Genomic DNA, 21,749 nt, shown 5'->3' on the forward strand with positions numbered 1-21,749 from the left:
CATGGTGCCGTGCATGGTGAACAGCTGGTTGTACTGTTCCTTGGTCTGCAGGATCTGCATGCCGGGCTCGAACAGTTCGGCACGGATCAGCAGCGCCATCACGCCCGCGGCGCAGAAGAACACGAACGATGAAATCAGGTACATGTACCCGATGGTCTTGTGGTCGGTGGAAGTGATCCAGTTGACCACAATGGTGCCCTTGGCGCGCCGGACCGGCGGCGGTGCTGCCGTTGCTCCGGCCCCGCTGGCTCGCTGACTGGTAGTGGACATTACTGCGCCGTCCTTTACTGTGCTGTGTCCAGGGCCCGTGCCGGGACCTCGGGTTGCAGGGCTGCCGGTGCCAGACCTGCCGGTGCCGGCGCCGATTCCGGCCGCCTGACGAAGTCAAGGCCAAGCTGGCCGGTGTTGCCGCGGGCCTTCAGGTCGGCGATGTGGCTGTCGTATTCCTGCTGGCTGACCACCCGGACCTTGAAGAGCATCTCGGAGTGGTATTCACCGCAGAGCTCCGCGCACTTGCCCATGTATTCACCCGTGCGGTTGGGGGTGATGCTGATGTAGGGGTTGAACTGTTCGTGGCCGGGGTACATGTCACGCTTCTGCAGGAACTCCACCACCCAGAAGGAGTGCTGGACGTCGCGGGTCTGCAGGTGCAGTTCGACCTTCTTCCCCACCGGGAGGTAGAGGGTGGGCAGCCGGTCCGGGGTTCCCCAGTCGCCCGTGAGGTGGGCCTGCTGCCCGGCGTCCTCATGGACGTCCTCCTTGACGTAGTTGAAGTCCCAGGACCACTGCTTGCCAAAGACATCGATCACCACGTCGGGATTGGGGAAGCGCTCGTCGATGGCGCGCTGCTCCCGGTCCGTGAAGACGAACAGGACGCCGATCACGATGAGCGGGATGGACAGGTAGAAGACTTCCAGGGGCAGGTTGTAGCTGATCTGGGGCGGGAAGCCCACCGTGTCCTTCCGGCGCCGGTAGGCGATGATGACCCAGAGCATAAGGCCCCAGGTGATAATCCCGACGATCAGCGCGGCAATCCACGAGTTGACCCACAGGTCCATGATCAGGGGGGTGTTGCTGGTGGTTTCGCGGTTGCCCGGCAGGAAGCCGCGGGACACTTCCGCCGAGCAGGAGGCGAGCGCGGGCACGGCGGCAAGGCCCGCGGCCAGTGCCGCGAAGCGCCGCACGCTGTGGTTCATGAACGGTTTTGTACCCACAAGTGGTCCCTCCGGCATGCTCCAGAAGCCCAGCTGCATGAGCCCGCCGCCGCCCGTTGGGCAAGCGGTTATGCGGCCCACCATACGCGCGGAAAATCCCGAGGGGAAGGGGTTTTCGACGCCCCCGGCCCGCAATCCGGTCAGGCTATGCCGGTAGTGCCCAAAAGGCTTCCCACCGCGAAAGTGAAGGCCATGGCCAGCGCGCCGCCGAGCACCAGCCGCAGCGTTGCCTTGCGCTTGGAGCTTCCACCAATCCGGGCACTGACGGTCCCGGTGAGGGCCAGGGCCAGTACGACCGCTGCGAAAGCGACCGGGATGCGGGCTTCGGCAGGCGGAAGGACGATGGCCAGCATCGGCAGCACGGCGCCGATGGTGAATGCCACGGCGGAAGCGAAAGCCGCGTGCCACGGACTCGCTACCTCGGCTTCGTCGATGTTCAGCTCAGCGGAAAGGTGGGCCTTGAGGGCGTCCTTGGCGGTCAGCTCTTCCGCGACCGTCCGCGCTGTGGCTTCGCTCAGTCCCTTCGCCTGGTAGATTTCCGCCAGTTCCGCCAGCTCACCCTCGGGGTCGTCCCTCAGTTCCTGGCGTTCCTTTTCGATCAGTGCCCGCTGGCTGTCGCTCTGGCTGCTCACGGAAACATACTCGCCGAGGGCCATGGAGACCGCGCCGCCCACTACCGCTGCCGTCCCGGCTACAAGGACGGGCGGCAACTCATTGGTCACGCCGGCAACGCCCACCACCGTTGCGGCAACGGAGACAATGCCGTCGTTCCCGCCAAGGACGCCGGCCCGCAGCCAGTTCAGCCGGGCGGCAAGGCTGCCGTCATGGGGTTCGAGGTGGCTCTGCTTCAGGGTTTCGGACATGCGGGCAGTAAACCACCGGGCAGTCGACGGTGCTACGAAGGGTTGCATCCCCTAACCCTTCGGGGCCGGTTCAGGCAGGTTTATGGGGTTTGAAGGTGGCCCCGCCGTCGGTGGAGACCAGGATCCCCGCGGAGGTGGCAGCCCAGATCCACGGCTTGCCCGCGGAACCCTTCACCACGGAGATCGCCTGGACTTCGCCGTCGACCTGCCCGGTGCGTGTCCAGGTGGCGCCGCCGTCCGTGGATGTGTGGACCGTGCCGTCGGGTGCTATCCCGGCGGCTTCATCCGGGCTGGCGAAGCCAGCGAACTGAATCACGGGCCCGGCGCTGACCATCGCCCACGTGGCGCCGCCGTCGGTTGAGCGCTGGATTCCGGCAGCTGTGGTGGCCAGGACGGTGTTGCTGACCGGGTGGCCCGCGAGGACCGCAGGTTTGAAGGGGACATCGACAGTGGTCCAGGTCTTGCCGTCAGGGCTGGTCCGGAGCGTGCCGTCGATGGCGATGATTCCGGACTTGGTGGTGGCGAGGGTGTGGAAGTCCGATTCGCCTTGCCGGGACAGGGGCTCCCAGCTCGCGCCGCCGTCGCTTGAGGTCACCAGGCCCAACGGGTTGGGCAACTCCGAGCCCTTTCCGGGGTGCCCGGAGGCGAAGAAGAATCCCCGGTCGTGGCCTGCAGTGAAGCCCATGAGATCGTTCGTTGCACCGATCTTCCGTGCTGGTTCGGTGGTGACGTCGAACAGGCCTTCGTGGGTGGCCAGGAGGACCTGGCCGGTTTCCGGGTTGACGTCAAGGGCGTGGACATGGCTGCTGGGCAGCCCCGGCGAGGCCGTTGCGGTGCCGGTGCTGCCGGTGCCGGCGGTGGTGCAGCCGGCCAGGGCAAGGACGACGGCGGCCGCTGCGGCGAGGGCGGGCAGCGGCCTGCGGGGAGGGAAGGGGAAAGGCATGGCTGGGCTCCAAGGGCGGTGGGACAAACGAGGAGGGCAGGTGCCGGCCCTGGCCGGGCCGGCACCTCTTTGTGTACGCGGGTGTGTGCTGACGGCTAGAGGTTCTGCAGCAAGGCCTTCATCTTGTTGATTTCAGCTTCCTGGTCTTCCACGATCTTCTTGCTGAGGGCTACAACGGAGGCGTCCTTGCCGTCGGTGCTTTCGGCCTTGGCCATCTTCACCGCGCCCTCGTGGTGGGCGATCATCTGCTCGAAGAAGAGCTTCGCCGCCTCGGTGCCCTGGGCGGCGTCGAGCTCGGCCAGGTCGGCGTCGCTCATCATGCCCTCCATGGACGCCATGTCGTGGCCGGCGGCTGCTTCAGTAGGCTCGCCCCATCCCTTCAGCCAGGACGTCATGGTCTCGATTTCGGGGCCCTGGGCGGCTTTGATCTCGCCGGCCAGTTCAGCGACGTCGGCAGGCAGGTCCTGCTTCTTCAGCATGATGTCGCTCATCTGCACGGCCTGGCGGTGGTGCGGGATCATCATCTGCGCGAACACCGTGTCCGCATCGTTGTGGGCGCTGGCGTCGGCAGGGGCAGTCGGGGAGGCGGTGGCCGAGGCCATGGCAGTGCCGCTGTGGTCCATGCCGGACATGGAGCTGCCGCCGGATGAAGTGCCGGACGGGGAGCATCCGGCCAGGGCGAGGGTTGCTGCCACTGCGGCTGCCGAGAGCGTGAGGGCGGTCTTGTTCATGGGAAACGTGTCCTCTTCGTGAAGGGGCGCGCATGCGCCGCGAGAGTCTGTACTGGAGAGTCTGTATTGGTTAGCGCAGGGTGCTGCGCGGGGCGGCGTGGTCCGCCGGGTGGGTGGGTGCCGCAGGAAGGGGCAGCCGGGCAGGTTTTACGTTCTGCTGATGCACAGCTCGGCAGGCGTTGGCGTGCCGGGAAGATATGGGTAGCCGCCCGCAGTGGCCGCGGCGGCGGCGGGGAAAGAGCGCGGCTGCGGGGACGTCCCCGGGGGCGGTGCGGCCAGCGAACCGGCAGCGGCCGAGAGTACGCATACCGCCCGTGCTGCGTGCATGGTGGCGCAGTCGCCGGACACGCAAGCGGCGCCGGACGGCAGTTGTGCGGCGTTGTCGGACGTGGCCGCGGCGGAGTGCGCGTGTGTTCCGTGGGCATCCACGGCTGCCGCGTGCCCAGGGGCCGCCTCGATGGCAGGACCGGCCGCCTGCGATCCGTGCTGGACATGGTGCCCGGCCAGGACATGCATTCCGAAAATGCCGGCGATGATGGCCAGGAGCAGCGGAACCAGGCTGAGCCGGCGAAGGAACGACGGCGGCAGCGAACCTAAGGCCATGACCACGCTCCTTTCCTGCAGGCCGGCTCTTCCACCGTCTGTCCCAACACTATCGGCCATTCTGGCGCGGGTGGGCTTTGCCTGTCCTGCCCGGGTCCAACGAACAGGACAGGTTTTCCGTTTCACCCGCCAGGTGGTGCGGGGCCATTGGCCCTTGTGACACCGCCGGTCAACCGGCCACACTGGCGCCAGCCGGTGACCGGGCACTGACGGGCCTCCGCAGCCACCGGGAAGCACCCCACGGGTGGGCCGTTCGGCTCTACACAGGGCGTTCCCGGCGGCCAACACTGAGGTATGGGCAGGCTCGACGATCTGCGGGCCCCGGACACCGGCCGGCCGTACCGCCCCTGGGGACAGGCGGTCCTCACGCTCGCCATTGCTGCGGCAGCCGTCTACCTGGTTTCCGCGCATTGGGTGCACATCCTGGACGCCCTGCCCTACTTGTGGGTGGTGCTCATGATGGGCATGCACCTGTTCATGCATGGCGGTCATGGTGGGCATGGAGGTCAGGCAGGCCATGACGGCCGGCCCGGTGAAGGAGGTGCCGGGCATGTCCACTGACTCCGGCTACAACCTCTGGTGGCTCGTGATCCTGAATTCGGCGGTCTTCATCATCTTCGCCTTCAGCTTCGTCCGGCCCCGAACACGGTTGGACTGGCGGGCGCTGGGGGCCTTTTCGGCGTTCGTCGTGGCGCTGTTCACGGAGATGTACGGGTTTCCGCTGACGATCTACTTGCTCTCCGGCTGGCTCGGTAGCCAGGTGCCGGGCCTGGACCTGCTGACCCACAATTCAGGGCACCTCTGGCAGGACCTCATGGGCTGGCAGGGCGACCCGCACATGAGCCCGCTGCACCTCGTGAGCAACCTGCTGATCGCCCTCGGATTCCTCCTGCTGTTCCGGTCCTGGCAGGTCCTGTTCGCAGCACAGCGGCAGGGGCGGCTCGCCACCACTGGCCCCTACGGCGTGGTGCGGCATCCCCAATACGCCGGCTTCCTGACCATCATGGCGGGCTTCCTGCTCCAATGGCCCACCGTGCTGACCCTGCTGATGTTTCCGGTCCTGGTGGCCGTATACCTGCGCCTGGCACGAAAGGAGGAGGGCCTGATGGAGGCTGAATTCGGTGAGGCCTACGCCCGGTACCGCCGGCGCGTTCCGGGATTCATCCCGAACCTGGCGCGCCGCCGTGCCAACGCGGGACGGAAGCCGTAGGCGGGGACATGGGCACCGTACGGGGCACTCGGACAAGGGGCGGAAAATGTTGCTCCTGGCGATAAGGAACTTGGTCCAGGAGAAGACCCGGCTGCTGATCAGCGTGGGCGGGGTGGCGTTCAGCGTCCTGCTCATCATGAGCATCCAGGGCCTTTACCAGGGGTGGAGCGAGAAGATCGGGGAGTATATCCGCACCGTGCCGGCGGACTACTGGGTCACCCAGACCGGGGCCACCGACATGTTCCACACGCCCTCCGTTCTTCCCCTGACCATCGGCAACTTCCTCACCCGCGTGGACGGCGTGGCCAGCGCCAAGCCCTTCAGCGGACGACGGGTTTCGGTGGCCCACAACGGCAAGGACATCAACCTCTACGTAATCGCCGACGACACTGAGAACGACGTCGGCGCCCCGGCCCGGGTGGTCGAAGGCAAGGCCGTCCCCGCAAAAGGCGAGATCATCATTGACCGGACGGTGGGCCGCAGCGAGGACATCCGCATCGGCGATACCCTCTCCGTTGCGGGCCGGCCGCTGAGAGTCTCCGGCTACTCCGACGGCGGGTACATCCTGAGCTTCTCCTTCGCGTTCGCCACCAAGGAAGATGCCGAAAACATCCTCCAACTCCCGGGGGCGACCAATTTCTTCCTCGTCACCGTCCGGGACGGCGCCGACCGGGCAGCGATCGTCTCGGGCATCGAAGCGGAACCCGCCGTGGATGCGATCACCAAGGACCAGTTCCTGGACAACAACACGAACATCGTCCGGGACACCTTCCTGCCCATCATCCTGGTGCTGCTGCTGATTGGCATTGCTGTCGGCATGACCGTGATCGGCCTGACGATTTTCACGTCCACCATCGAGAAGGCCCGTGAATACGGCGTGTTGAAGGCCATCGGCGTGAGCAACCGCCAGCTGTACACGGTGGTGGTTCAGCAGGCCATTACGGCAGCCGTGCTCGGCTATGTAGTCGGCGCGGCCCTGGCCCTGGCCGTCAGCACCGTCGCCGGGAACATCGTGCCGGAGTTCATCACGGAGATCCGCTGGGTCGACGCCGCCTGGATCTTCGCGGTCACGGTGGTGATGGCTGTGGTGTCCTCGCTGCTGCCCGTCCACCGGCTCGCGGGCATCGACCCCGCGGAGGTGTTCCGGTCATGAACGTCGTCTCTGTCCAGGACGTGTCCAAAACCTTCGGCAGCGGCCACACTGCCGTGACCGCCGTCGACCACGTCTCGTTGGAGGTCGGGGCCGGCGACATTGTACTGATCATGGGTCCTTCCGGTTCCGGCAAGACCACGCTGTTGTCGATGATCGGTACGCTGATGTCCCGCAGCGCGGGCCGCGTCCTCATTTCCGGGCAGGACACGTCAACGCTGGGCCCTGGACAGTTGTCGCGGCTGCGCCTGCAGGAGTTCGGTTTTGTGTTCCAGACCTTCAACCTGCTCTCGGCCCTGACCGCAGAGGAAAACGTCATGCTGCCACGGCTCATGGCCGGGGTGCCCCGGAAGCAGGCCCGCGGGCAGGCCCGGGCCGCCCTGGACCAGCTCCAGCTCGGGCACCGGCTCAAGAACTTGCCCAGGGATCTGTCCGGCGGCGAGAAGCAACGGGTGGCCATAGCCCGGTCCCTGGCCAACAATCCGCGCCTGATCCTCGCCGACGAACCCACGGCCAACCTTGACGCCAGCACCGGCCAGGACGTCACCTTGCTGCTGTGTGAGACGGCGTGCCGGGAAAACCGGGCTGTCGTCATCGTAAGCCACGACCAGCGGCTCAGGACCGCCGCCAAACGTGTCATCACCATCGAGGACGGCCGCCTCATCAGTGAAGAACGCGGTGAGCACGACCAGCATTGCCGCATGCATGCCGGAGCAGCTTCGCCATGAAAATGACCGACGAAGAACTGCTCGCCGCCCTGGCCGACCCGGCCGATGACCCGGGCCGGGTCGAGCGGATCCGGCGGGAAATAGAGGATGGCTTCCAGTTGCTCTCCAGCCGGCTGCAAAAGGCCGTTGCTGTCTTCGGATCAGCACGCCCCGGCCCGGACGATCCCCGGTACGGCATTGCCAGGGCCTTGGGAGCCCGGCTCGCCACCGAGGGCTACGCCGTCATCACCGGCGGGGGGCCGGGACTGATGGAAGCGGCCAACCGCGGCGCTTTCGAATGCGGCGGAACGTCCGTAGGGCTAGGCATCGAGCTCCCGCACGAACAGTCGCTCAATCCCTACCTGGATGTCTCCATGACCTTCCGGTACTTCTTTGCACGGAAGATCATGTTCGTCCGGTACGCCTGCGCCTTCGTTGTCCTCCCGGGCGGCTTCGGCACCCTGGACGAACTCTTCGAAGCCCTGACGCTCGTGCAGACCGGAAAGATCCACGAGTTTCCTGTCGTCCTGGTCGGCACCGAGCACTGGGCCGGGCTGATGTCCTGGATCCGGGCGCACCTCCAGGACCAGGGGCTGATCACCCCGGAGGACATCCGGCTGCTGCGCTGCACCGATGACCTCGACGAGGCCGCCGCCCTGATCGGGCTCTGCCACCTGCGCCAACTCAGCCTCTGACCTGCCAACGTCCGCCTGGTCGCCGGACCAAAGACCCTGACGCTCCGGGACGGGAGCAACGAAAATACACCTCGGAAGGAGGAACCGTGGCACCAACGTTGAAGCGCACCGTCGTGGAGGTGGGCGGCCTGCACTGGGCCACGTCGAAAGCTGTTGTGGAGCAGGTCCTGATGCGCCGGCCCGGAGTCGAGGGCGTCGAGGCAAATCCTGTCGCCCAGACCGCAACCGTCAGCTTCGACCCGGCGGTCACGTCCATCGAAGAAATCGCCGGGTGGGTACGCGATTGCGGCTACCACTGCCGGGGCGAAGCAGTACCGGACCACATCTGCTACCCGATGCAGGACATGCCCCTGCACCCGGCGGAACACCACCCCGTACGGCACGAGCAGATGGCCCACCCTCCCCAGGAGCAGATGGCGCACGTCCCCCACGAGCAGATGGCTCCCAGCGCACAGGACATGATGGGCCACGGCGGCCATGCCGGAATGTCGATGGACAGCATGGTCAAGGACATGCGCAACCGCTTCATCGTGGCAGCGGTCCTCTCGATCGGGGTGACGCTCTGGTCACCCATGGGCAGGAGCATGCTCGGCTTCACGGCCCCCACACCGTTCAGCCTGCGCGACGACGTGATGGCCCTGATCCTGTCCCTGCCCGTCATCTTCTACTCATCATGGATCTTCTTCGACGGCGCCTACCGGGCGCTGCGCGCCCGCACCCTGGACATGATGGTCCTGGTGGCCATCGCCATCGGCACCGGCTGGCTCTACAGCGTCTGGATCACCCTCACCGGGGGCGGCGAGGTCTTCTACGAAGCCGCGACCGTCCTGGCCTCCTTCGTGCTGCTGGGCCACTGGTTCGAGATGCGTGCGCGCGGCGGCGCAAACGAAGCCATCCGCACCCTGCTTGAACTCGCCCCGCCGGTGGCCGTGGTCATCCGGGACGGGGACACCGTCGAGGTCCCCACCTCCGACGTCCAGGCCGGGGACCTCCTGCTCATCCGGCCCGGATCGAAAATCCCCGTCGACGGCCAGGTCGAGGACGGACAGTCCGAGGTGGACGAGTCCATGGTTACCGGTGAAAGCCTCCCGGTGACCAAGACTGCCGGCTCGGAGGTGATCGGGGCATCCATCAACACCACCGGCACCATGCGGGTCCGTGCCACGAAAGTCGGGGCCGACACTGCCCTGGCCCAGATCGTGGCCCTCGTCCAGGAAGCGCAGAATTCCAAGGCTCCGGGCCAGCGACTGGCTGACAGGGCGGCGTTCTGGCTGGTCCTGGTGGCACTGGTGGGCGGCACCGTGACGTTCGCCGCGTGGCTGGCGGCGGGGGCGGGGGTCCAGGCCGCGCTGCTGTTCGCCATCACCGTCGTGGTGATCACCTGCCCCGATGCCCTTGGCCTGGCCACGCCCACAGCCATCATGGTGGGCACGGGCCTCGGTGCCAAGCGGGGGGTGCTGTTCAAGAACGCCACAGCACTGGAAGTCTCGGCACGGATCGATACCGTGGTGCTGGACAAGACCGGCACCCTGACCAAGGGCGAGCCGGAGGTGACGGACGTCGTCGAGGAAGGCATCGACCGCGGGCGGCTGCTGGCGCTGGCTGCAGCAGTGGAGCAGGAATCCGAGCACCCGCTCGCCGCCGCCGTCGTCCAGCACGCCCGCGGGCAGAATGTCCCCGCACTTGAGGCCGAAGGCTTCCGCAACGTTCCCGGGCACGGGGCCGGGGCCACCGTGGACGGGCACCGGGTGCTGGTGGGCAACCGCAAGCTCATGGCCAACGAAGGGGTCGACCTCGGCCGCCTCGCCGCCGTCCGGGACGAACTGGCGGGCACGGGCCGCACTGCGGTGCTCGTCGCCGTCGACGGCGGGCCCGCCGGCGTCATTGCCCTGGCCGACGCCGCCCGGCCCACAGCCGCCCCCGCGGTCGCCGCCCTCCACGAAGCCGGCATCGAAGTCGTCATGCTCACCGGGGACAATGAGGCCACCGCCAGGCGCATCGCCGGGCAACTCGGGATCGACACCGTCATCGCCGAAGTCCTGCCCGGGGACAAGTCAGCGAAGATCGCCGGGCTGCAACACGCCGGCAAGAAGGTCGCCATGGTCGGCGACGGAGTCAACGACGCCCCGGCCCTGGCCCAGGCCGATCTCGGCATCGCCATCGGCGCGGGGACCGACGTCGCGATCGAAACAGCCGACGTCGTCCTGATGCGCTCGGACCCCCTGGATGTACCCACAGCGCTGCGGATCGGCAAAGGCACCCTGCGCAAAATGCGGCAGAACCTGGGCTGGGCCGTGGGATACAACGCAATCGCCCTCCCCATCGCTGCCGGCGTCTTCGCCTTCGCCGGAGTAGTCCTCAGCCCAGAGATCGCCGCCCTTTCCATGTCCGGCTCCAGCTTCCTGGTGGCCGTGAACGCCCTGCTCCTCAAGCGCCTCCGGCTTCCCCGTCCGGATACCCCCGACGCCACCACGGCCCGCCCTGCCCGCCCGCTTTCACCGGCGCCGGCCGGCCACCACTAAGGCACCCCGTATGGACGCCCGCCTCATTCCACAAGTGCTGTTCCTGCGGGCGCAGTGGCGGCGGCGGGACGGGTGGGACACCGCCCGTATCGCCGCCCACCAGGAGCGCGCCCTGCTTCGGTTGCGCGCGGCGGCCTATGCCGGCTCGGAGTTCTACCGGCGCCACCACGCGGGCCTGCACGATGCGCCCTTGCGCGAACTGCCGCCCGTAACCAAGGCGGACCTCATGGAGCACTTCGACGAAGCCATCACGACGCCGGACCTGGACCTTGCCGGCCTGGAGAACCACCTGCGCGTCCTCACCGAGAGCGGCGGCGACCCGGGGCGGGCATGGAACGGGCGGTGGTGGGTGGCCGCCACCGCGGGGACCACGGGCAGGCGCGGGATCTTCGCCTGGAGCCGTCCGGAGTGGGCCAGGGTCCTGGCCTCGTATGCGCGCGCCTACGACTGGGCAGGCATTTCGACGGGGCCGAGGCCGGGACGGCCCGTGCGGATGGCACTGGTCAGCTCGCGGAACCTCGGCCACCAGTCAGCGGTGGTGGCGGCCTCCCTGGACACCCGGCTCATCCCTGCCCTGCGGCTGGATGTCACTGCACCCATGGGCGGGACGGTGGCGGCGCTGAACGGGTTCCAGCCAACGGTCCTCGTGGGCTACGCCTCCGCCCTGAAACCCTTGGCGGCCGAACAGCTCGCGGGGCGGCTGCGCATCGCACCGGAGGGTGTGATGTCGGCTTCCGAAGTGCTCACCCTGCAGGCCGCCAAGGACATGGAGGAGGCGTGGGGGACGGTCCCGTTCGATGTCTATGCCGCCACGGAAACAGCCGGCATCGCCTCACCCTGTACCCACCGGAACCGCCATGTGTACGAGGATTTGGTGATCGTTGAATCCGTCGACCAGGCCGGCCGTCCCGTGGAGCCGGGCCTGACAGGGGCCAAGGTGTTCGTCACCGTGCTGTTCTCCCGCACCCTGCCGCTGATCCGTTATGAGATGTCGGACAGCATCAGGCTGGGAGGCCGCGGCTGCCCCTGCGGACGATCCTTCCGGCTGCTCGAAGGCGTTGAGGGGCGGGTGGAGGACGTCCTGGTGCTCCCGGGGAGGGAAGGGAACACCACCGTCCACCCTGACGTGTTCCACCACGTACTGGACGGGGCGGGTACCTCAGGCTGGCAGGTGATCCAGGAACCCGCGCGCCTGCGCGTCCTCGTGGCCGGCATCGCCCCCGGGCATTCCGTGCAGGGCATCCGTTCCGCAGTGGCCGCTGCCCTCGAAGCAGCAGGCGTGGCCGCAGTTCCTGTCTACGTGGAACCCGTTGCGGAACTCCAGCGCACAGCCCTGGGCAAGGCACCTTTTGTGCGGGCACTCAAGGGGCAGGAGCCGTTCCCGGGCCGTTGACCCGCGGATACGGCGCGTCAGGCGACGTCGGGGTAGCTGCTGAGGATATAGTCGGCCGCCGCGGGCCCCTTCATCCGCAACTGTGAATTCCGGACATCGATGCCGCAGCGCCGCATCCCGGCCCGGAAGGCCTGGTCCGGCTTGGCAGTGAACCCGTGCAGCCGGCACCAGCTCACGTACAGGCCGTAGAGGCAATCGGGACTTAGCGGAAAATCGCGGGAGGGATCGGTGGTTGTTGCTTCTTCCAGGAACTGCTGGATATGCGATGACGCCATGGGGGCTCTTTCGCTGCTGCATTAGGTGCCGCCGGCGGACTACAGCAGCTTCTCCTGTGTACCTGTGCAGGAGGTCCGCCGGAGGGCGGGCCTTGATGCCCGTCACACTTCTGAATCTACGCGCGGGTAGGGCGGAAGTACAGGGCAGGCCGGGCGGACGCATGGTATCCGAACCCTTCACACCAATTGCTAAGGGTGCTTATCATAATGTTTCTCCGCAGAAAGTAGGGGAACGACGGGATGAACGAGATACACCGGAACCCATGATCGGCGGCGCAGGCATGGACAGGCACGACGGCGCCGGCCCGGGCGCGGCAAAGGGGCACGACGACGCCACCCAGCTGCGTGCCTACCTCCACTTCCGGCAGGTGGAGCTGGAGCGGCGGCTGGCCGAGTGGGTGCGTGTCCCCGGCGTCCTGGGGATGCCCGGGCACGCGCAGGACCTGCTGCGCTCAGCCAACTGGCTCGCGGCCGAATTCCGGGAAGCCGGCTTCCCCGTGGCGGAAGTGCTGCCTACCGGCGACTCGCACGCCGTGTACGCCGAATGGTGCGTTGCCCCCGGCGCGCCCACCGTCCTGGTCTACAGCCATCATGACGTCCGCGCCGCCAAGCCGGAGAACTGGAGCCTGACGGCACCCTTTGAGCCGGTCCTGCGAGAGGGCCGGCTCTACGGCAGGGGAAGTTCGGACGCCAAGGGCCAGGTCCTGGCGCACATCGAGGCTGTCCGCGCCCACCTCCGCGTCACGGGAGGCGCAAGTCCGGCCGTCAACCTGAAATTCCTCGTCGAAGGCGAGGAGGAGGGCGGCTCCCCGCACCTTGCCACGCTCCTGGAGGAACAGGCGGAAAGGCTCCGGGCCGACGTCGTCCTCTTCAGCGACACCCTCCTGTGGCGGGCCGACCACCCGGCTGTCTGCATGGGCCTGCGCGGGATGCTCAGCGTCCACCTGGAGCTGTACGGCCCGGAACGCGACGTGCACAGCGGCGCCGTCTCCGGAACGGCGCCCAACCCGGCCTTCGAGCTCGGCAGGCTGCTGGGCCTCATGCACGACACCGACGGCAGGATCGCCATCCCCGGATTCTACGATGACGCCGGGCCGCTTTCCGAGGACCTGCGCCGGGCTTTCGCGGAGCTGCCGTTCAGTGCGGAGGACTGGCTGGCCCGGTCCGAGAGCGGCGCCATCACCGGCGAGGAGGGCTATACCGTGCTGGAGCGGCTGTGGCTGCGGCCCGCCGTCGAAGCCACCGCGCTCATGGCCGGCGACCCGGAGGCCGTGTCCCGTGCCGCCGTTCCCGCCGTGGCATCCGCCGACCTCAGCTTCCGGATTGTGCCGGACCAGCGCCCGGAGAAGGTGGCCCAACAGTTCGAGGAGTGGGTGGCAGCTACCATCCGGCCGGGCTTTTCCTTCAGCGCGGTCCCGGACCTGGAGACCGCCCAGCTGCCCTACCGCACCCCCGCGCACCCCGCCGTCGCCGCCCTGGAACGTGCCATGGCGAAAGGATTCCAGGCTGAACGGACCGGGCGCATGGGGAATGCCGGCGGCGGTCCGGCCGAACTGCTCAGCCGCACGCTGGGCGTGCCGGTGGTCTTCTTCGGCACGGGGCTGGTGGAGGACCACTGGCACGACAGCGACGAAAGCGCCAGCCTTGACGTCCTCCTGAACGGTGCGGTCTCGCTGGCCTGCTTCTGGGACGAGCTTGCAACGATGCAAGGGATAGGGGACGACGGCGATGGACACCCACGGCAATGACGGCACGGGCGGCGCGGGAGCAGACCGGCGGACGTTCGGCATCGAGGAGGAACTGCTCCTGGTGGACCCTGGCACCGGGGAAGCCACACCCCTGGCCGGCGCACTCCTGGACCTGTACGTCCGCCCGCTGGAGGCGGCGGCGGGACCACTCCTGACGGCCGAGTTCCAGCAGGAAATGATCGAGGTGGTCACCCCGCCGCACGCCACCCTGGCCGCCCTGGAGCGGGACATCATCGCGGGCCGGGCCATCGCGCACCAGGCCGCCGGGGACGTCGGAGTGCAGGTGGCGGCGCTGGGCACCTCGCCGCTGCCCGCCGATCCCCACCCGGTGCAGCTCCGGCGGTTCCGGGCCATGACGGAGGAGTATGGACTCACCGCGCGCGAGCAGCTGACCTGCGGCTCCCACATCCATGTCTCGGTGGAATCGGCGGAGGAAGCAGTGGGGGTGCTCGACCGGATCCGGAACTGGCTGCCGGTGCTGGTGGCGCTCAGTGCAAACTCCCCGTTCTGGCACGGGCAGGACACCGGTTACGCCAGCTACCGTTCCCAGGTCTGGAGCCGGTGGCCGTCCGCCGGCCCGCTGGAGATCCTGGGCAGCCCTGACTCCTACCACCAGCTGGTGCATGACATGGTGAGCACCGGCGTCGCCATGGACGAGGGAATGATCTACTTCGACGCCCGCCTCTCCCGGCACTACCCCACCGTGGAGATCCGGGTGGCGGACGTGTGCCTGTGGCCGGAAAACACGGTGCTGCTGGCGGGGATCGCCAGGGGCCTGGTGGAAACTGCCGCGCGCGAATGGCGGGAAGGGATCGAACCTGTGGCCGTCCCGTCGGCGCTGCTCCGGCTGGCCGGCTGGAAGGCCAGCCGCTGGGGCCTGCGCGGGGAGCTGCTGGATCCGCACACGCACCGCCCCGCCCCGGCGCTCGCCGTCGTCAATGCGCTGCTGAACCACATCGGGGAGGCCCTGGCGGACATCGGGGACCTGCAGCGGGTGGAGGAGCTGGTGGACCGCACGCTGGCCAAAGGCACCGGCGCCGCCCGGCAGCTGGAGGTGCTGCACCGCACCGGGGACCTTGAGGACGTGGTGGCGGACGCCGCCGAATGCACGGTCAGCGGAGCTCTGTGACCGGCGTCAGTACGTGGTGGCGTTGGGCAGCAGGAACGGCGGCCGCGGGGCCTGGTTGAAGTCGAACGCGGCGGCGATGTTTCCCAGGGCGGGGCTGTCTTCCCGTACCCCGGGACGCGGGTCAGGCCGGCCGTCGGTGGCGGGGTCGAGGCGCTCGCCGCCCAGGAAGTCATCCTCGATGAACTTGGTGTAGGCGTCGTGGCTGAGGACCTGGTGGTCGATGTAGCCCTGTTTCGCGTACGGGCTGATCACCAGGCCGGGGACGCGCATGCCGTAACCGTTGCCATCGACTGCAGGGGGCGCCACATGGTCGTAGAACCCGCCCCAGTCGTCCCACGTCAGGAAAATCACGGTGCTGTCCCAGTCGGGGCCGGCCATGATGGCGTTGATGAGCCCGGCCACGTACTCCTGCCCGGTGCTGACTTTGCTCGGCGGGTGCTCGCTGACCTCGTTGGTGGGCGCCACCCAGGTGACGGCAGGCAGCCGGCCCTCCCGGGCGTCGTCGTAGAAGCCGTCCAGGGGCTTGATGTTGCCCTGTTCGCCGTCCTCCTTGACGGTGTCGAAGTAGAGCAGCGGGTTCCAGTGGCCGGGGGTTTTGGAGTCCTGCTTGACGGGGTCGCAGGTGGCGGCGTCGTTCCGGCAGTCCGGTTCGGTGCCGTTGAACACGTAGTAGGCCCAGGGCACCGAGTGTTTGTGCAGCAGGTAGGTCAGGTCCGTCCAGGCGTAGTCCGGCACGTCCAGCTTCCTGGCGGCGTCGGCGAGTTTCTGCTTCAGGTCCGCGGGGACATCGGCGGCGTCCACGGCGGCTTTGCAGGCGGCGTACGTATCGCCGGGCTTGCAGCTGGCGGCGACCAGTTGGTCGATCTGCGCCGCGAGGTCGGGGCTGATGCCGGCGGCGGACAGCGCGGCCTGGCACGGTGCCAGGTGCAGGCTGTCCTGGCACTTGCCGAGCAGGGTGTCCTGGACGGTGACCTTGTACGGCGCGTCGGCGGGATCCTGGATGGCATTGACGCACGACGACGGGTCCCCGGCTTTGGTGCATTTGGCCGACCATTCCGAAACGAGGTACAGGTGCGCCGGCAGGCTCCAGGAGGCGGTGGCCGCGAACATGTGGTCCTGCAGGACGAAGTTGTCCGCGTAGGCCCAGTAGTTGGCCAGCTCGTTGCGGTCGTGGTAGCCCAGCACGTCCGTGGGTTTGGCGTTGTGCAGGCACGAGGTGTCGGTGGATTTGCAGCCGGACAGGGCCTTCTCCGCCTGGGCCACGAACCCGTCCATCGCGCCGTTGTCGATGTCCTTGAGTGCGTCGGCGTGGCTGTGCGGGCCGCCGGTGTTGCTGTCGGCGGGGTTGTGGAACGGCCGTGAGCAGCCGCCCGTGGATGGGTCCGGCAGGCACGCGGCGGGCTGGCCGTCCTGCATGGCGATCCCGTCCGCTCCCGGATAGGTGCCGAAATAGCTGTCGAAGGACCGGTTCTCCTGGGTGATGATCACCACGTGCTTGATCCTGTGGATCCCGCTGGCCGCCGGTGCACCGCCGGCATCAGGTCCGGAGCGTACGACGCCGGCAACCACCACTGCCAGCACCGTCACCAGGGCGGCAACCGCCGCAGCGGCGGCCAGCAGCCGTTGCCGGGTCACCGTCCGCCAAAGACCCGTCCGCCAAAGACCCGTCCGCCAAGGACCTCCTCGGCGCATCCTCCGCCAAGGAGTCCCCAGCCGCCCTCGTGCCACCGCGAGTCCCGGCCCTATGAGCCCTGGTAGACGTCGTCGCCGAAGGCGGTGACGCCGCGGTCCCGGGCGCCGCCCAGCCGGGGCAGGGAGAAGTAGTCCTCGATGCTGGCCAGCAGGCTGTAGTGGTTGTAGGGCTGGACGGAGGTTGCCCCGGCGGTGCTGAAGGGCGTGAGGACCAGGGTCCCGATCTTGCCGCCGCCCGTCCCGCCGGGGACGCTGCCCGGTGTGCCGTCCTCGGGGCCGGTGGCGCCGCCGTCGGACTCGTCAAAGGTGATCACCAGCATCCCGTCCTGCCGGTAGGCCGGCGAGGCCAGGATGGCCGGCACCTCCGCGCTCAGCCACTGGTCGGAGGTAGGCAGGCCGCCGGCGGTGCCGTCCACGCAGGGGCGGTCATGCCCGTCGTGGCAAAGGTTGGGGGTGATGTACGCCAGGTTGGGCGTGGTGTCTACCGAGGCCAGGTCCCGGGCCAGGTCGGTGAAGGGGACCACGTTCTGGCTGCACGCCGGCGTGGAGGTGATGGAGCGGAAGTAGACGAACGGGTTGTGCTTGGTGGCGTACATGTTCCCCACGGTGGCCTTCACGTGGGGATCGTCGGAGCCCAGGGACGGGTGCTGGCACGGGTGCTGCATGTCCTCCATGTAGCCCTTCCAGGTCTTCCCCGCCGCGGACAGCTGGCCCGCCACCGTGGGAACCTCGGCCGGGTAGACGCAGCCGTCGCCGTCCATCCTGCCCAGGTTGTCCGTGGACCGCGCCGTGAACTCCGTGTAGGTGTGGCAGTCCTTCTTGGTGCTGGGATTGGGCGGCTGGCCGGAGATCTGGGCCAGGTAGTTGGGCAATGAGTTGTGGGCGATGCCGTAGTAGTTTTCCAGGAGCACGCCCTGCTTCCGCAGCGTCTGGGAGAGGTAGGGGGCCGGGGAACCGTCGCCCCAGACCTTGTCATACCCTTTGTTTTCCAGGTTGATCACGAACACGTGCCCCGGCGTGCGGCCGCGGTGCGGGCTGGGCTGCAATGCGTCCCCCAGCCCGGGCTGGCTGGGGTTTCCGGTCACGGGACCGGCGGGCTGGCAGGCAGTCAGCAGCGAAAGCAGCAGGGCCAGGACCGGCAGCAGGCGGGCAGTGCCCCATCCTTTGCCAGCTGGTCTTGGGGCTGGACTTCGCACCATTTTCGGCCTTTGCTTGCTTTTCACCATTGGACGCCCCAGCGTTGCCGCCACTATCGCACACGCATGCCTGCGGTGCCACGGGCGACGCCTGTGAATTCACCGTGAATCCGGGTGCCGCATGCCGTAGGTCTTTCTGCCCTAGAAGGCGGTGCTCCCCGGGAGTTGACTTAAATCGCGGGCAGCAAAGGCCCGCCGGACGGGAAACCGCAGAAGGCGGCTCCCGCCCCGACAGAAAGGAAAGTCAGTGAAAAAGTGGTATCGGTGGCAGGACTATGTAGCGGTCGCCGCCGGACTCTTCACCGCCGTAGCGGTCCTGTTCACCCGGCAGGAAGGCATGTCCACCACGCTCATGCTGCTCTTCGGCGGGCTGCTGATTGTCAGCGGCATCATCAACCTGGCCATGCCCGGCACCCCGGCCATGGAATACGTCCAGGCTGTCATTGCTGCTGGTCTTGTCCTCTCGCCTTGGCTGGGGACGTACACGGGCGCGACGGGGGCCGCCTGGACATCATGGATCGCAGGGGCAGTGGCGCTCGTGGTCACAGCGGTGGCTATTAAGCCGAGCACCGACCTCCGCCACACCTACCGCGTCTCGCATTGATACGGGGATCCGCCATGACCGAAGTGATGCGCTATGAAGTGGGATCCGGGACCGTCCTGGTTGAGGCTGCGGACAACAGCTACGGCGTGGACCATCCGGCCCGCAACGAACAGGGGATCCTGGACACGGGCAGGCGCCTGGAAGATGCACTTGCCAGCGTCCGCCCCGCGGCCCGCGCAGCACTGGAGGCCATGGCGGAGCTCACTCCCGAACAGATCGAAGTTGAGTTCGGCGTAAAACTCGCGGGGGATGCCGGGGCGGTGATTGCCAAAAGCAGTTCGGACGCCCACTTTATCCTCCGCATGACCTGGACCCCCGAAGCGGCCGCCCCGCACGGGGAAGAGAACACGTACGGCGGGTGACAGGCGATGGTTGCGTTCCTCAACAGGGCCGACGCCGGCCGGCGGCTGGGCAAGAGGCTCGCCGGGCTGCGCGGCCAGGACGTCGTGGTGCTGGGCCTGCCCCGCGGCGGCGTCCCGGTGGCCTACGAAGTGGCCAAAGCCCTCGACGCGCCGCTGGACGTGATCGTGGTGCGCAAGCTTGGTGTTCCGTTCCAGCCCGAAGTGGCCATGGGGGCCATCGGGGAAGGGAACACGCGGGTCATCGATCAACGGACGATGTCCCTGGCCCGTGTGACGGAAGCGGACCTGCGGCAGGTGGAACGGCAGGAGCGCGCGCTCCTGGAAAGCCGGGTGGCGCGGTTCCGCCAGGGACGCCGGCGCGTCGACCTCGCCGGCCGCACTGCAGTGATCGTTGACGACGGCATCGCCACCGGGTCCACTGCGAGGGTTGCGTGCCTGGTGGCCAGGCAGCTCGGTGCTGCAAGGGTGATCCTGGCGGTGCCCGTTGCCCCCGCCCGGGCCGTCGTGGAGCTCAAGGAACCGGACGACGTCGTCTGCCTGCTGTCGCCGCAGAACTTCCAGGCCGTGGGGTACTACTACCACGACTTCTCGCCCACCGAGGACGGCGAAGTGGTGCAGCTGCTCGACGCCGCCGCCCGGCCCGCGCAGCACCAGCGGCCGGACGGGGGCAACGGCGCACTGGAGGAGGACGTGGAGATTCCCGCGGGACGGGTGGCCCTGCGCGGCAGCCTGTACCTGCCTCCCGGCTGCGGGGCCACGGTCCTGTTCGCCCACGGCAGCGGCAGCAGCCGGCACAGCCCGCGCAACCGTTTCGTGGCGTCGGTCCTGCACGGGGCCGGCCTCGGCACGGTGCTGCTGGACCTGCTGACGCCGGAGGAGGAGGTCGACCGGGCCAACGTGTTCGATATCGGCCTGCTGGCGCGGCGGCTGGTCCTCGCGACGGACTGGCTGCAATCGCGGCAGGACACGTACGCCGGACGTGTCGGCTACTTCGGGGCGAGCACCGGTGCCGGTGCCGCATTGTGGGCCGCGGCCGAACCGGGCTCACGGATTGCGGCAGTGGTCTCACGTGGTGGGCGCCCGGACCTCGCAGGCCCCAGGCTGTCCGACGTGCGGGCCCCCACCCTCCTGATCGTCGGCGGCGCCGATACTCAGGTGCTGGCGCTGAACCGGCAGGCCATGGCGCAGATGACGGCGCCCGTCCGGCTGGAAGTCGTCCCGGGTGCCACTCATCTCTTTGAGGAACCGGGAACCCTGGCCATGGCCGCCACCCTGGCCTCTGACTGGTTCCGGCAGTACCTGCTGCCGGCTCACGCGGTGCGGTCCGCGCCGGAGGCGCGGACGTGAGCGGCGGAAACACCGGCTTTGGCAGCGGCGGCGCCGGCCGCTGGGCGGAGCAGGGGGCCGGGCGCGCGGCGGAGACCAGGCAGATCCGCTCCCTGGCGCATCCGCTGGCCTCCGCTGACGACCTTGAACCTCTCGTCCGCCTCGCCGCGCCGGCACGGTTCGTGTGCCTGGGCGAGGCGTCCCACGGAACCCAGGAGTACTACCACTGGCGGGCGTTGCTGAGCCGCCGGTTGATCGAGGAATACGGCTTCAGGTGGATCGGCGTGGAAGGTGACTGGCCGGACTGCTGGCGCATCAACCGCTGGGTCCGCGGTGAGGCCGGGCAGGACCTGGATGCACGCCGGCTCCTGGCGGGCTTCGAGCGCTGGCCCACCTGGATGTGGGCCAACCACGAGGTGGCGGACTTCCTGACCTGGCTGCGCGGCTGGAACCTGCGCCTGCCCGGGCACGAGCGCACCGGCTTCTACGGCCTGGACGTCTACTCCCTGTGGGATTCGCTGCGCGAAATCTTCACCTGGCTCGAGGCCAACGCTGCCGACGCCCTTCCGGCCGCCCACCAGGCCTGGCGGTGCTTCGTCCCTTTCAGGGAAGACCCGCAGCGGTATGCCTGGAGCAACCGCCTGGTGCCGCAGTCCTGCGAAGCGGACGTGGTGTCCCTGCTGGCAGAAGTACGACGGCGGACGCTCGGCCGGGTGCACGACGACCCTTCCGCGTTCGACGCCGTCCAGAACGCCATCGTGGCCACCAACGCCGAACGCTATTACCGCACCATGGTCCGCGGTGACCGGCAGTCCTGGAACATCCGGGACCACCACATGAGCGACACCATCGACCGCCTCGCTGAACACCACGGGCCGGGTTCCAGGGGACTGGTCTGGGCGCACAACACGCACGTGGGCGATGCCCGGGCCACGGACATGGCGCACGACGGCATGGTGAACATCGGCCAGCTGGTGCGCCAGCGCCACCCGGGCGAAGTGGTGCTGGCCGGGTTCGCATCCTTCGCCGGATCCGTCACGGCCGCCGAGTCGTGGGGCTCGCCGGAATGGACCATGGACGTCCCGGCCGCCGCGCACGGCAGCCATGAGGAACTCCTGAACCAGGCGCTGGGGGAGCGCTCGCTGCTGGTGTTCGGGGCGGAACGGTCCGGCCCTTGGCTGGAATCCTGGCGCGGGCACCGGGCCATCGGGGTGGTCTACAACCCGCACCGCGAGCGGGGCAACTATGTGCCCACCCGCATGGGGGAGCGGTATGACGCGCTGTTCTGGCATCCCCGGACCGAAGCTCTGCGCCCGCTGCACCACGAGTACGTCCCCGGCGAGCCGGAACTGGAAACCGAGCCCACCGGGTTCTAGCCCACACCGA

The 21,749-nt window shown here is 68.2% G+C and carries 22 protein-coding genes; 13 read left to right on the forward strand and 9 right to left on the reverse strand.

What is annotated here, in order from left to right; genetic code table 11:
- The 6 genes from AC3IMC_RS16035 to AC3IMC_RS16060 all read right to left on the reverse strand — a co-directional run.
- Positions 1-270, reverse strand: a 270-nt coding sequence (locus AC3IMC_RS16035) for a cbb3-type cytochrome c oxidase subunit I (protein ID WP_490919612.1), incomplete at its 3' end; no start/stop codon positions are given.
- Positions 271-284: 14 nt separating this feature from the next.
- A complete protein-coding gene (gene ctaC, locus AC3IMC_RS16040) occupies positions 285-1,196 on the reverse strand; it encodes an aa3-type cytochrome oxidase subunit II (protein WP_490919613.1) in 912 nt (303 codons plus the stop codon).
- 158 nt (positions 1,197-1,354) lie between these two features.
- Positions 1,355-2,077, reverse strand: coding sequence for a VIT1/CCC1 transporter family protein (locus tag AC3IMC_RS16045; protein ID WP_490919614.1), 723 nt, complete (start codon positions 2,075-2,077; stop codon positions 1,355-1,357).
- 70 nt (positions 2,078-2,147) lie between these two features.
- On the reverse strand, positions 2,148-3,020 hold the full coding sequence (locus AC3IMC_RS16050; RefSeq protein WP_490919615.1) for a F510_1955 family glycosylhydrolase: 873 nt from the start codon (positions 3,018-3,020) through the stop codon (positions 2,148-2,150).
- Between the two features lie 95 nt (positions 3,021-3,115).
- Positions 3,116-3,751 carry a DUF305 domain-containing protein gene (locus AC3IMC_RS16055; protein ID WP_490919616.1) on the reverse strand — a complete coding sequence of 212 codons (636 nt, stop codon included), beginning with the start codon at positions 3,749-3,751 and terminating at the stop codon, positions 3,116-3,118.
- A 147-nt stretch (positions 3,752-3,898) separates the two neighbouring features.
- A complete protein-coding gene (locus AC3IMC_RS16060; protein WP_490919617.1) occupies positions 3,899-4,354 on the reverse strand; it encodes a hypothetical protein in 456 nt (151 codons plus the stop codon).
- 294 nt (positions 4,355-4,648) lie between these two features.
- Here AC3IMC_RS16060 and AC3IMC_RS16065 point away from each other — a divergent pair, with 294 nt between their 5' ends.
- From AC3IMC_RS16065 to AC3IMC_RS16095, 7 genes are all read left to right on the forward strand, one after another.
- The gene (locus AC3IMC_RS16065; RefSeq protein ID WP_490919618.1) at positions 4,649-4,915 is read left to right on the forward strand and encodes a DUF2933 domain-containing protein; all 267 of its coding nucleotides are present in this window, start codon (positions 4,649-4,651) and stop codon (positions 4,913-4,915) included.
- Entirely contained in the window at positions 4,905-5,564 is a 660-nt protein-coding gene (locus AC3IMC_RS16070; RefSeq protein ID WP_490919619.1) for a methyltransferase family protein, read from the forward strand. Before AC3IMC_RS16065 ends, AC3IMC_RS16070 begins: the two co-directional genes overlap by 11 nt.
- 46 nt (positions 5,565-5,610) lie before the next feature.
- On the forward strand, positions 5,611-6,717 hold the full coding sequence (locus AC3IMC_RS16075) for an ABC transporter permease (protein WP_490919621.1): 1,107 nt from the start codon (positions 5,611-5,613) through the stop codon (positions 6,715-6,717).
- Positions 6,714-7,442 carry an ABC transporter ATP-binding protein gene (locus tag AC3IMC_RS16080; RefSeq protein WP_490919622.1) on the forward strand — a complete coding sequence of 243 codons (729 nt, stop codon included), beginning with the start codon at positions 6,714-6,716 and terminating at the stop codon, positions 7,440-7,442. Before AC3IMC_RS16075 ends, AC3IMC_RS16080 begins: the two co-directional genes overlap by 4 nt.
- The gene (locus tag AC3IMC_RS16085; protein WP_490919623.1) at positions 7,439-8,116 is read left to right on the forward strand and encodes an LOG family protein; all 678 of its coding nucleotides are present in this window, start codon (positions 7,439-7,441) and stop codon (positions 8,114-8,116) included. The genes AC3IMC_RS16080 and AC3IMC_RS16085 overlap by 4 nt, the downstream gene beginning before the upstream one ends.
- An 86-nt stretch (positions 8,117-8,202) precedes the next feature.
- The gene (locus AC3IMC_RS16090; protein WP_490919624.1) at positions 8,203-10,638 is read left to right on the forward strand and encodes a heavy metal translocating P-type ATPase; all 2,436 of its coding nucleotides are present in this window, start codon (positions 8,203-8,205) and stop codon (positions 10,636-10,638) included.
- A gap of 10 nt (positions 10,639-10,648) precedes the next feature.
- Positions 10,649-12,031, forward strand: a complete 1,383-nt coding sequence (locus AC3IMC_RS16095) for a phenylacetate--CoA ligase family protein (RefSeq protein ID WP_490919625.1) — start codon at positions 10,649-10,651, stop codon at positions 12,029-12,031.
- A gap of 17 nt (positions 12,032-12,048) precedes the next feature.
- On the opposite strand, the gene AC3IMC_RS16100 is transcribed toward AC3IMC_RS16095, so the two are convergent.
- Positions 12,049-12,306 (reverse strand): hypothetical protein, encoded by a 258-nt coding sequence (locus AC3IMC_RS16100; RefSeq protein WP_490919626.1) that lies wholly within the window; start codon positions 12,304-12,306, stop codon positions 12,049-12,051.
- A gap of 263 nt (positions 12,307-12,569) precedes the next feature.
- Here AC3IMC_RS16100 and AC3IMC_RS16105 point away from each other — a divergent pair, with 263 nt between their 5' ends.
- Both AC3IMC_RS16105 and AC3IMC_RS16110 read left to right on the forward strand, forming a co-directional pair.
- Positions 12,570-14,054: a M20/M25/M40 family metallo-hydrolase gene (locus AC3IMC_RS16105; protein ID WP_490919627.1), complete on the forward strand. Its 1,485-nt coding sequence runs from the start codon at positions 12,570-12,572 to the stop codon at positions 14,052-14,054.
- Positions 14,035-15,183 carry a carboxylate-amine ligase gene (locus AC3IMC_RS16110; RefSeq protein ID WP_490919629.1) on the forward strand — a complete coding sequence of 383 codons (1,149 nt, stop codon included), beginning with the start codon at positions 14,035-14,037 and terminating at the stop codon, positions 15,181-15,183. The genes AC3IMC_RS16105 and AC3IMC_RS16110 overlap by 20 nt, the downstream gene beginning before the upstream one ends.
- Before the next feature lie 6 nt (positions 15,184-15,189).
- On the opposite strand, the gene AC3IMC_RS16115 is transcribed toward AC3IMC_RS16110, so the two are convergent.
- Positions 15,190-16,818: an alkaline phosphatase family protein gene (locus AC3IMC_RS16115; RefSeq protein ID WP_490919631.1), complete on the reverse strand. Its 1,629-nt coding sequence runs from the start codon at positions 16,816-16,818 to the stop codon at positions 15,190-15,192.
- 107 nt (positions 16,819-16,925) lie between these two features.
- A complete protein-coding gene (locus tag AC3IMC_RS16120; RefSeq protein WP_490919632.1) occupies positions 16,926-18,074 on the reverse strand; it encodes an alkaline phosphatase family protein in 1,149 nt (382 codons plus the stop codon).
- A 244-nt stretch (positions 18,075-18,318) separates the two neighbouring features.
- Here AC3IMC_RS16120 and AC3IMC_RS16125 point away from each other — a divergent pair, with 244 nt between their 5' ends.
- The 4 genes from AC3IMC_RS16125 (at position 18,319) to AC3IMC_RS16140 (ending at position 21,739) form a co-directional block, all read left to right on the forward strand.
- Positions 18,319-18,675: an SPW repeat domain-containing protein gene (locus AC3IMC_RS16125; protein WP_490919633.1), complete on the forward strand. Its 357-nt coding sequence runs from the start codon at positions 18,319-18,321 to the stop codon at positions 18,673-18,675.
- 14 nt (positions 18,676-18,689) lie between these two features.
- Entirely contained in the window at positions 18,690-19,037 is a 348-nt protein-coding gene (locus AC3IMC_RS16130; protein ID WP_490919634.1) for a CU044_2847 family protein, read from the forward strand.
- Positions 19,038-19,043: 6 nt separating this feature from the next.
- A complete protein-coding gene (locus AC3IMC_RS16135; protein WP_490919636.1) occupies positions 19,044-20,384 on the forward strand; it encodes a phosphoribosyltransferase family protein in 1,341 nt (446 codons plus the stop codon).
- Positions 20,385-20,467: 83 nt separating this feature from the next.
- On the forward strand, positions 20,468-21,739 hold the full coding sequence (locus AC3IMC_RS16140; RefSeq protein WP_490919732.1) for an erythromycin esterase family protein: 1,272 nt from the start codon (positions 20,468-20,470) through the stop codon (positions 21,737-21,739).
- Positions 21,740-21,749 lie beyond the last annotated feature (10 nt).

It is taken from the genome of Arthrobacter sp. E70, from assembly GCF_058266945.1.

Coding starts and splice junctions, on each gene's coding strand:
- ctaC (WP_490919613.1), bottom strand. CDS start 1,196: ATGAACCACAGCGTGCGGCGCTTCGCGGCACTGGCCGCGGGCCTTGCC.
- AC3IMC_RS16045 (WP_490919614.1), bottom strand. CDS start 2,077: ATGTCCGAAACCCTGAAGCAGAGCCACCTCGAACCCCATGACGGCAGC.
- AC3IMC_RS16050 (WP_490919615.1), bottom strand. CDS start 3,020: ATGCCTTTCCCCTTCCCTCCCCGCAGGCCGCTGCCCGCCCTCGCCGCA.
- AC3IMC_RS16055 (WP_490919616.1), bottom strand. CDS start 3,751: ATGAACAAGACCGCCCTCACGCTCTCGGCAGCCGCAGTGGCAGCAACC.
- AC3IMC_RS16060 (WP_490919617.1), bottom strand. CDS start 4,354: ATGGCCTTAGGTTCGCTGCCGCCGTCGTTCCTTCGCCGGCTCAGCCTG.
- AC3IMC_RS16065 (WP_490919618.1), top strand. CDS start 4,649: ATGGGCAGGCTCGACGATCTGCGGGCCCCGGACACCGGCCGGCCGTAC.
- AC3IMC_RS16070 (WP_490919619.1), top strand. CDS start 4,905: ATGTCCACTGACTCCGGCTACAACCTCTGGTGGCTCGTGATCCTGAAT.
- AC3IMC_RS16075 (WP_490919621.1), top strand. CDS start 5,611: ATGTTGCTCCTGGCGATAAGGAACTTGGTCCAGGAGAAGACCCGGCTG.
- AC3IMC_RS16080 (WP_490919622.1), top strand. CDS start 6,714: ATGAACGTCGTCTCTGTCCAGGACGTGTCCAAAACCTTCGGCAGCGGC.
- AC3IMC_RS16085 (WP_490919623.1), top strand. CDS start 7,439: ATGAAAATGACCGACGAAGAACTGCTCGCCGCCCTGGCCGACCCGGCC.
- AC3IMC_RS16095 (WP_490919625.1), top strand. CDS start 10,649: ATGGACGCCCGCCTCATTCCACAAGTGCTGTTCCTGCGGGCGCAGTGG.
- AC3IMC_RS16100 (WP_490919626.1), bottom strand. CDS start 12,306: ATGGCGTCATCGCATATCCAGCAGTTCCTGGAAGAAGCAACAACCACC.
- AC3IMC_RS16105 (WP_490919627.1), top strand. CDS start 12,570: ATGATCGGCGGCGCAGGCATGGACAGGCACGACGGCGCCGGCCCGGGC.
- AC3IMC_RS16110 (WP_490919629.1), top strand. CDS start 14,035: ATGGACACCCACGGCAATGACGGCACGGGCGGCGCGGGAGCAGACCGG.
- AC3IMC_RS16120 (WP_490919632.1), bottom strand. CDS start 18,074: ATGGTGCGAAGTCCAGCCCCAAGACCAGCTGGCAAAGGATGGGGCACT.
- AC3IMC_RS16130 (WP_490919634.1), top strand. CDS start 18,690: ATGACCGAAGTGATGCGCTATGAAGTGGGATCCGGGACCGTCCTGGTT.
- AC3IMC_RS16135 (WP_490919636.1), top strand. CDS start 19,044: ATGGTTGCGTTCCTCAACAGGGCCGACGCCGGCCGGCGGCTGGGCAAG.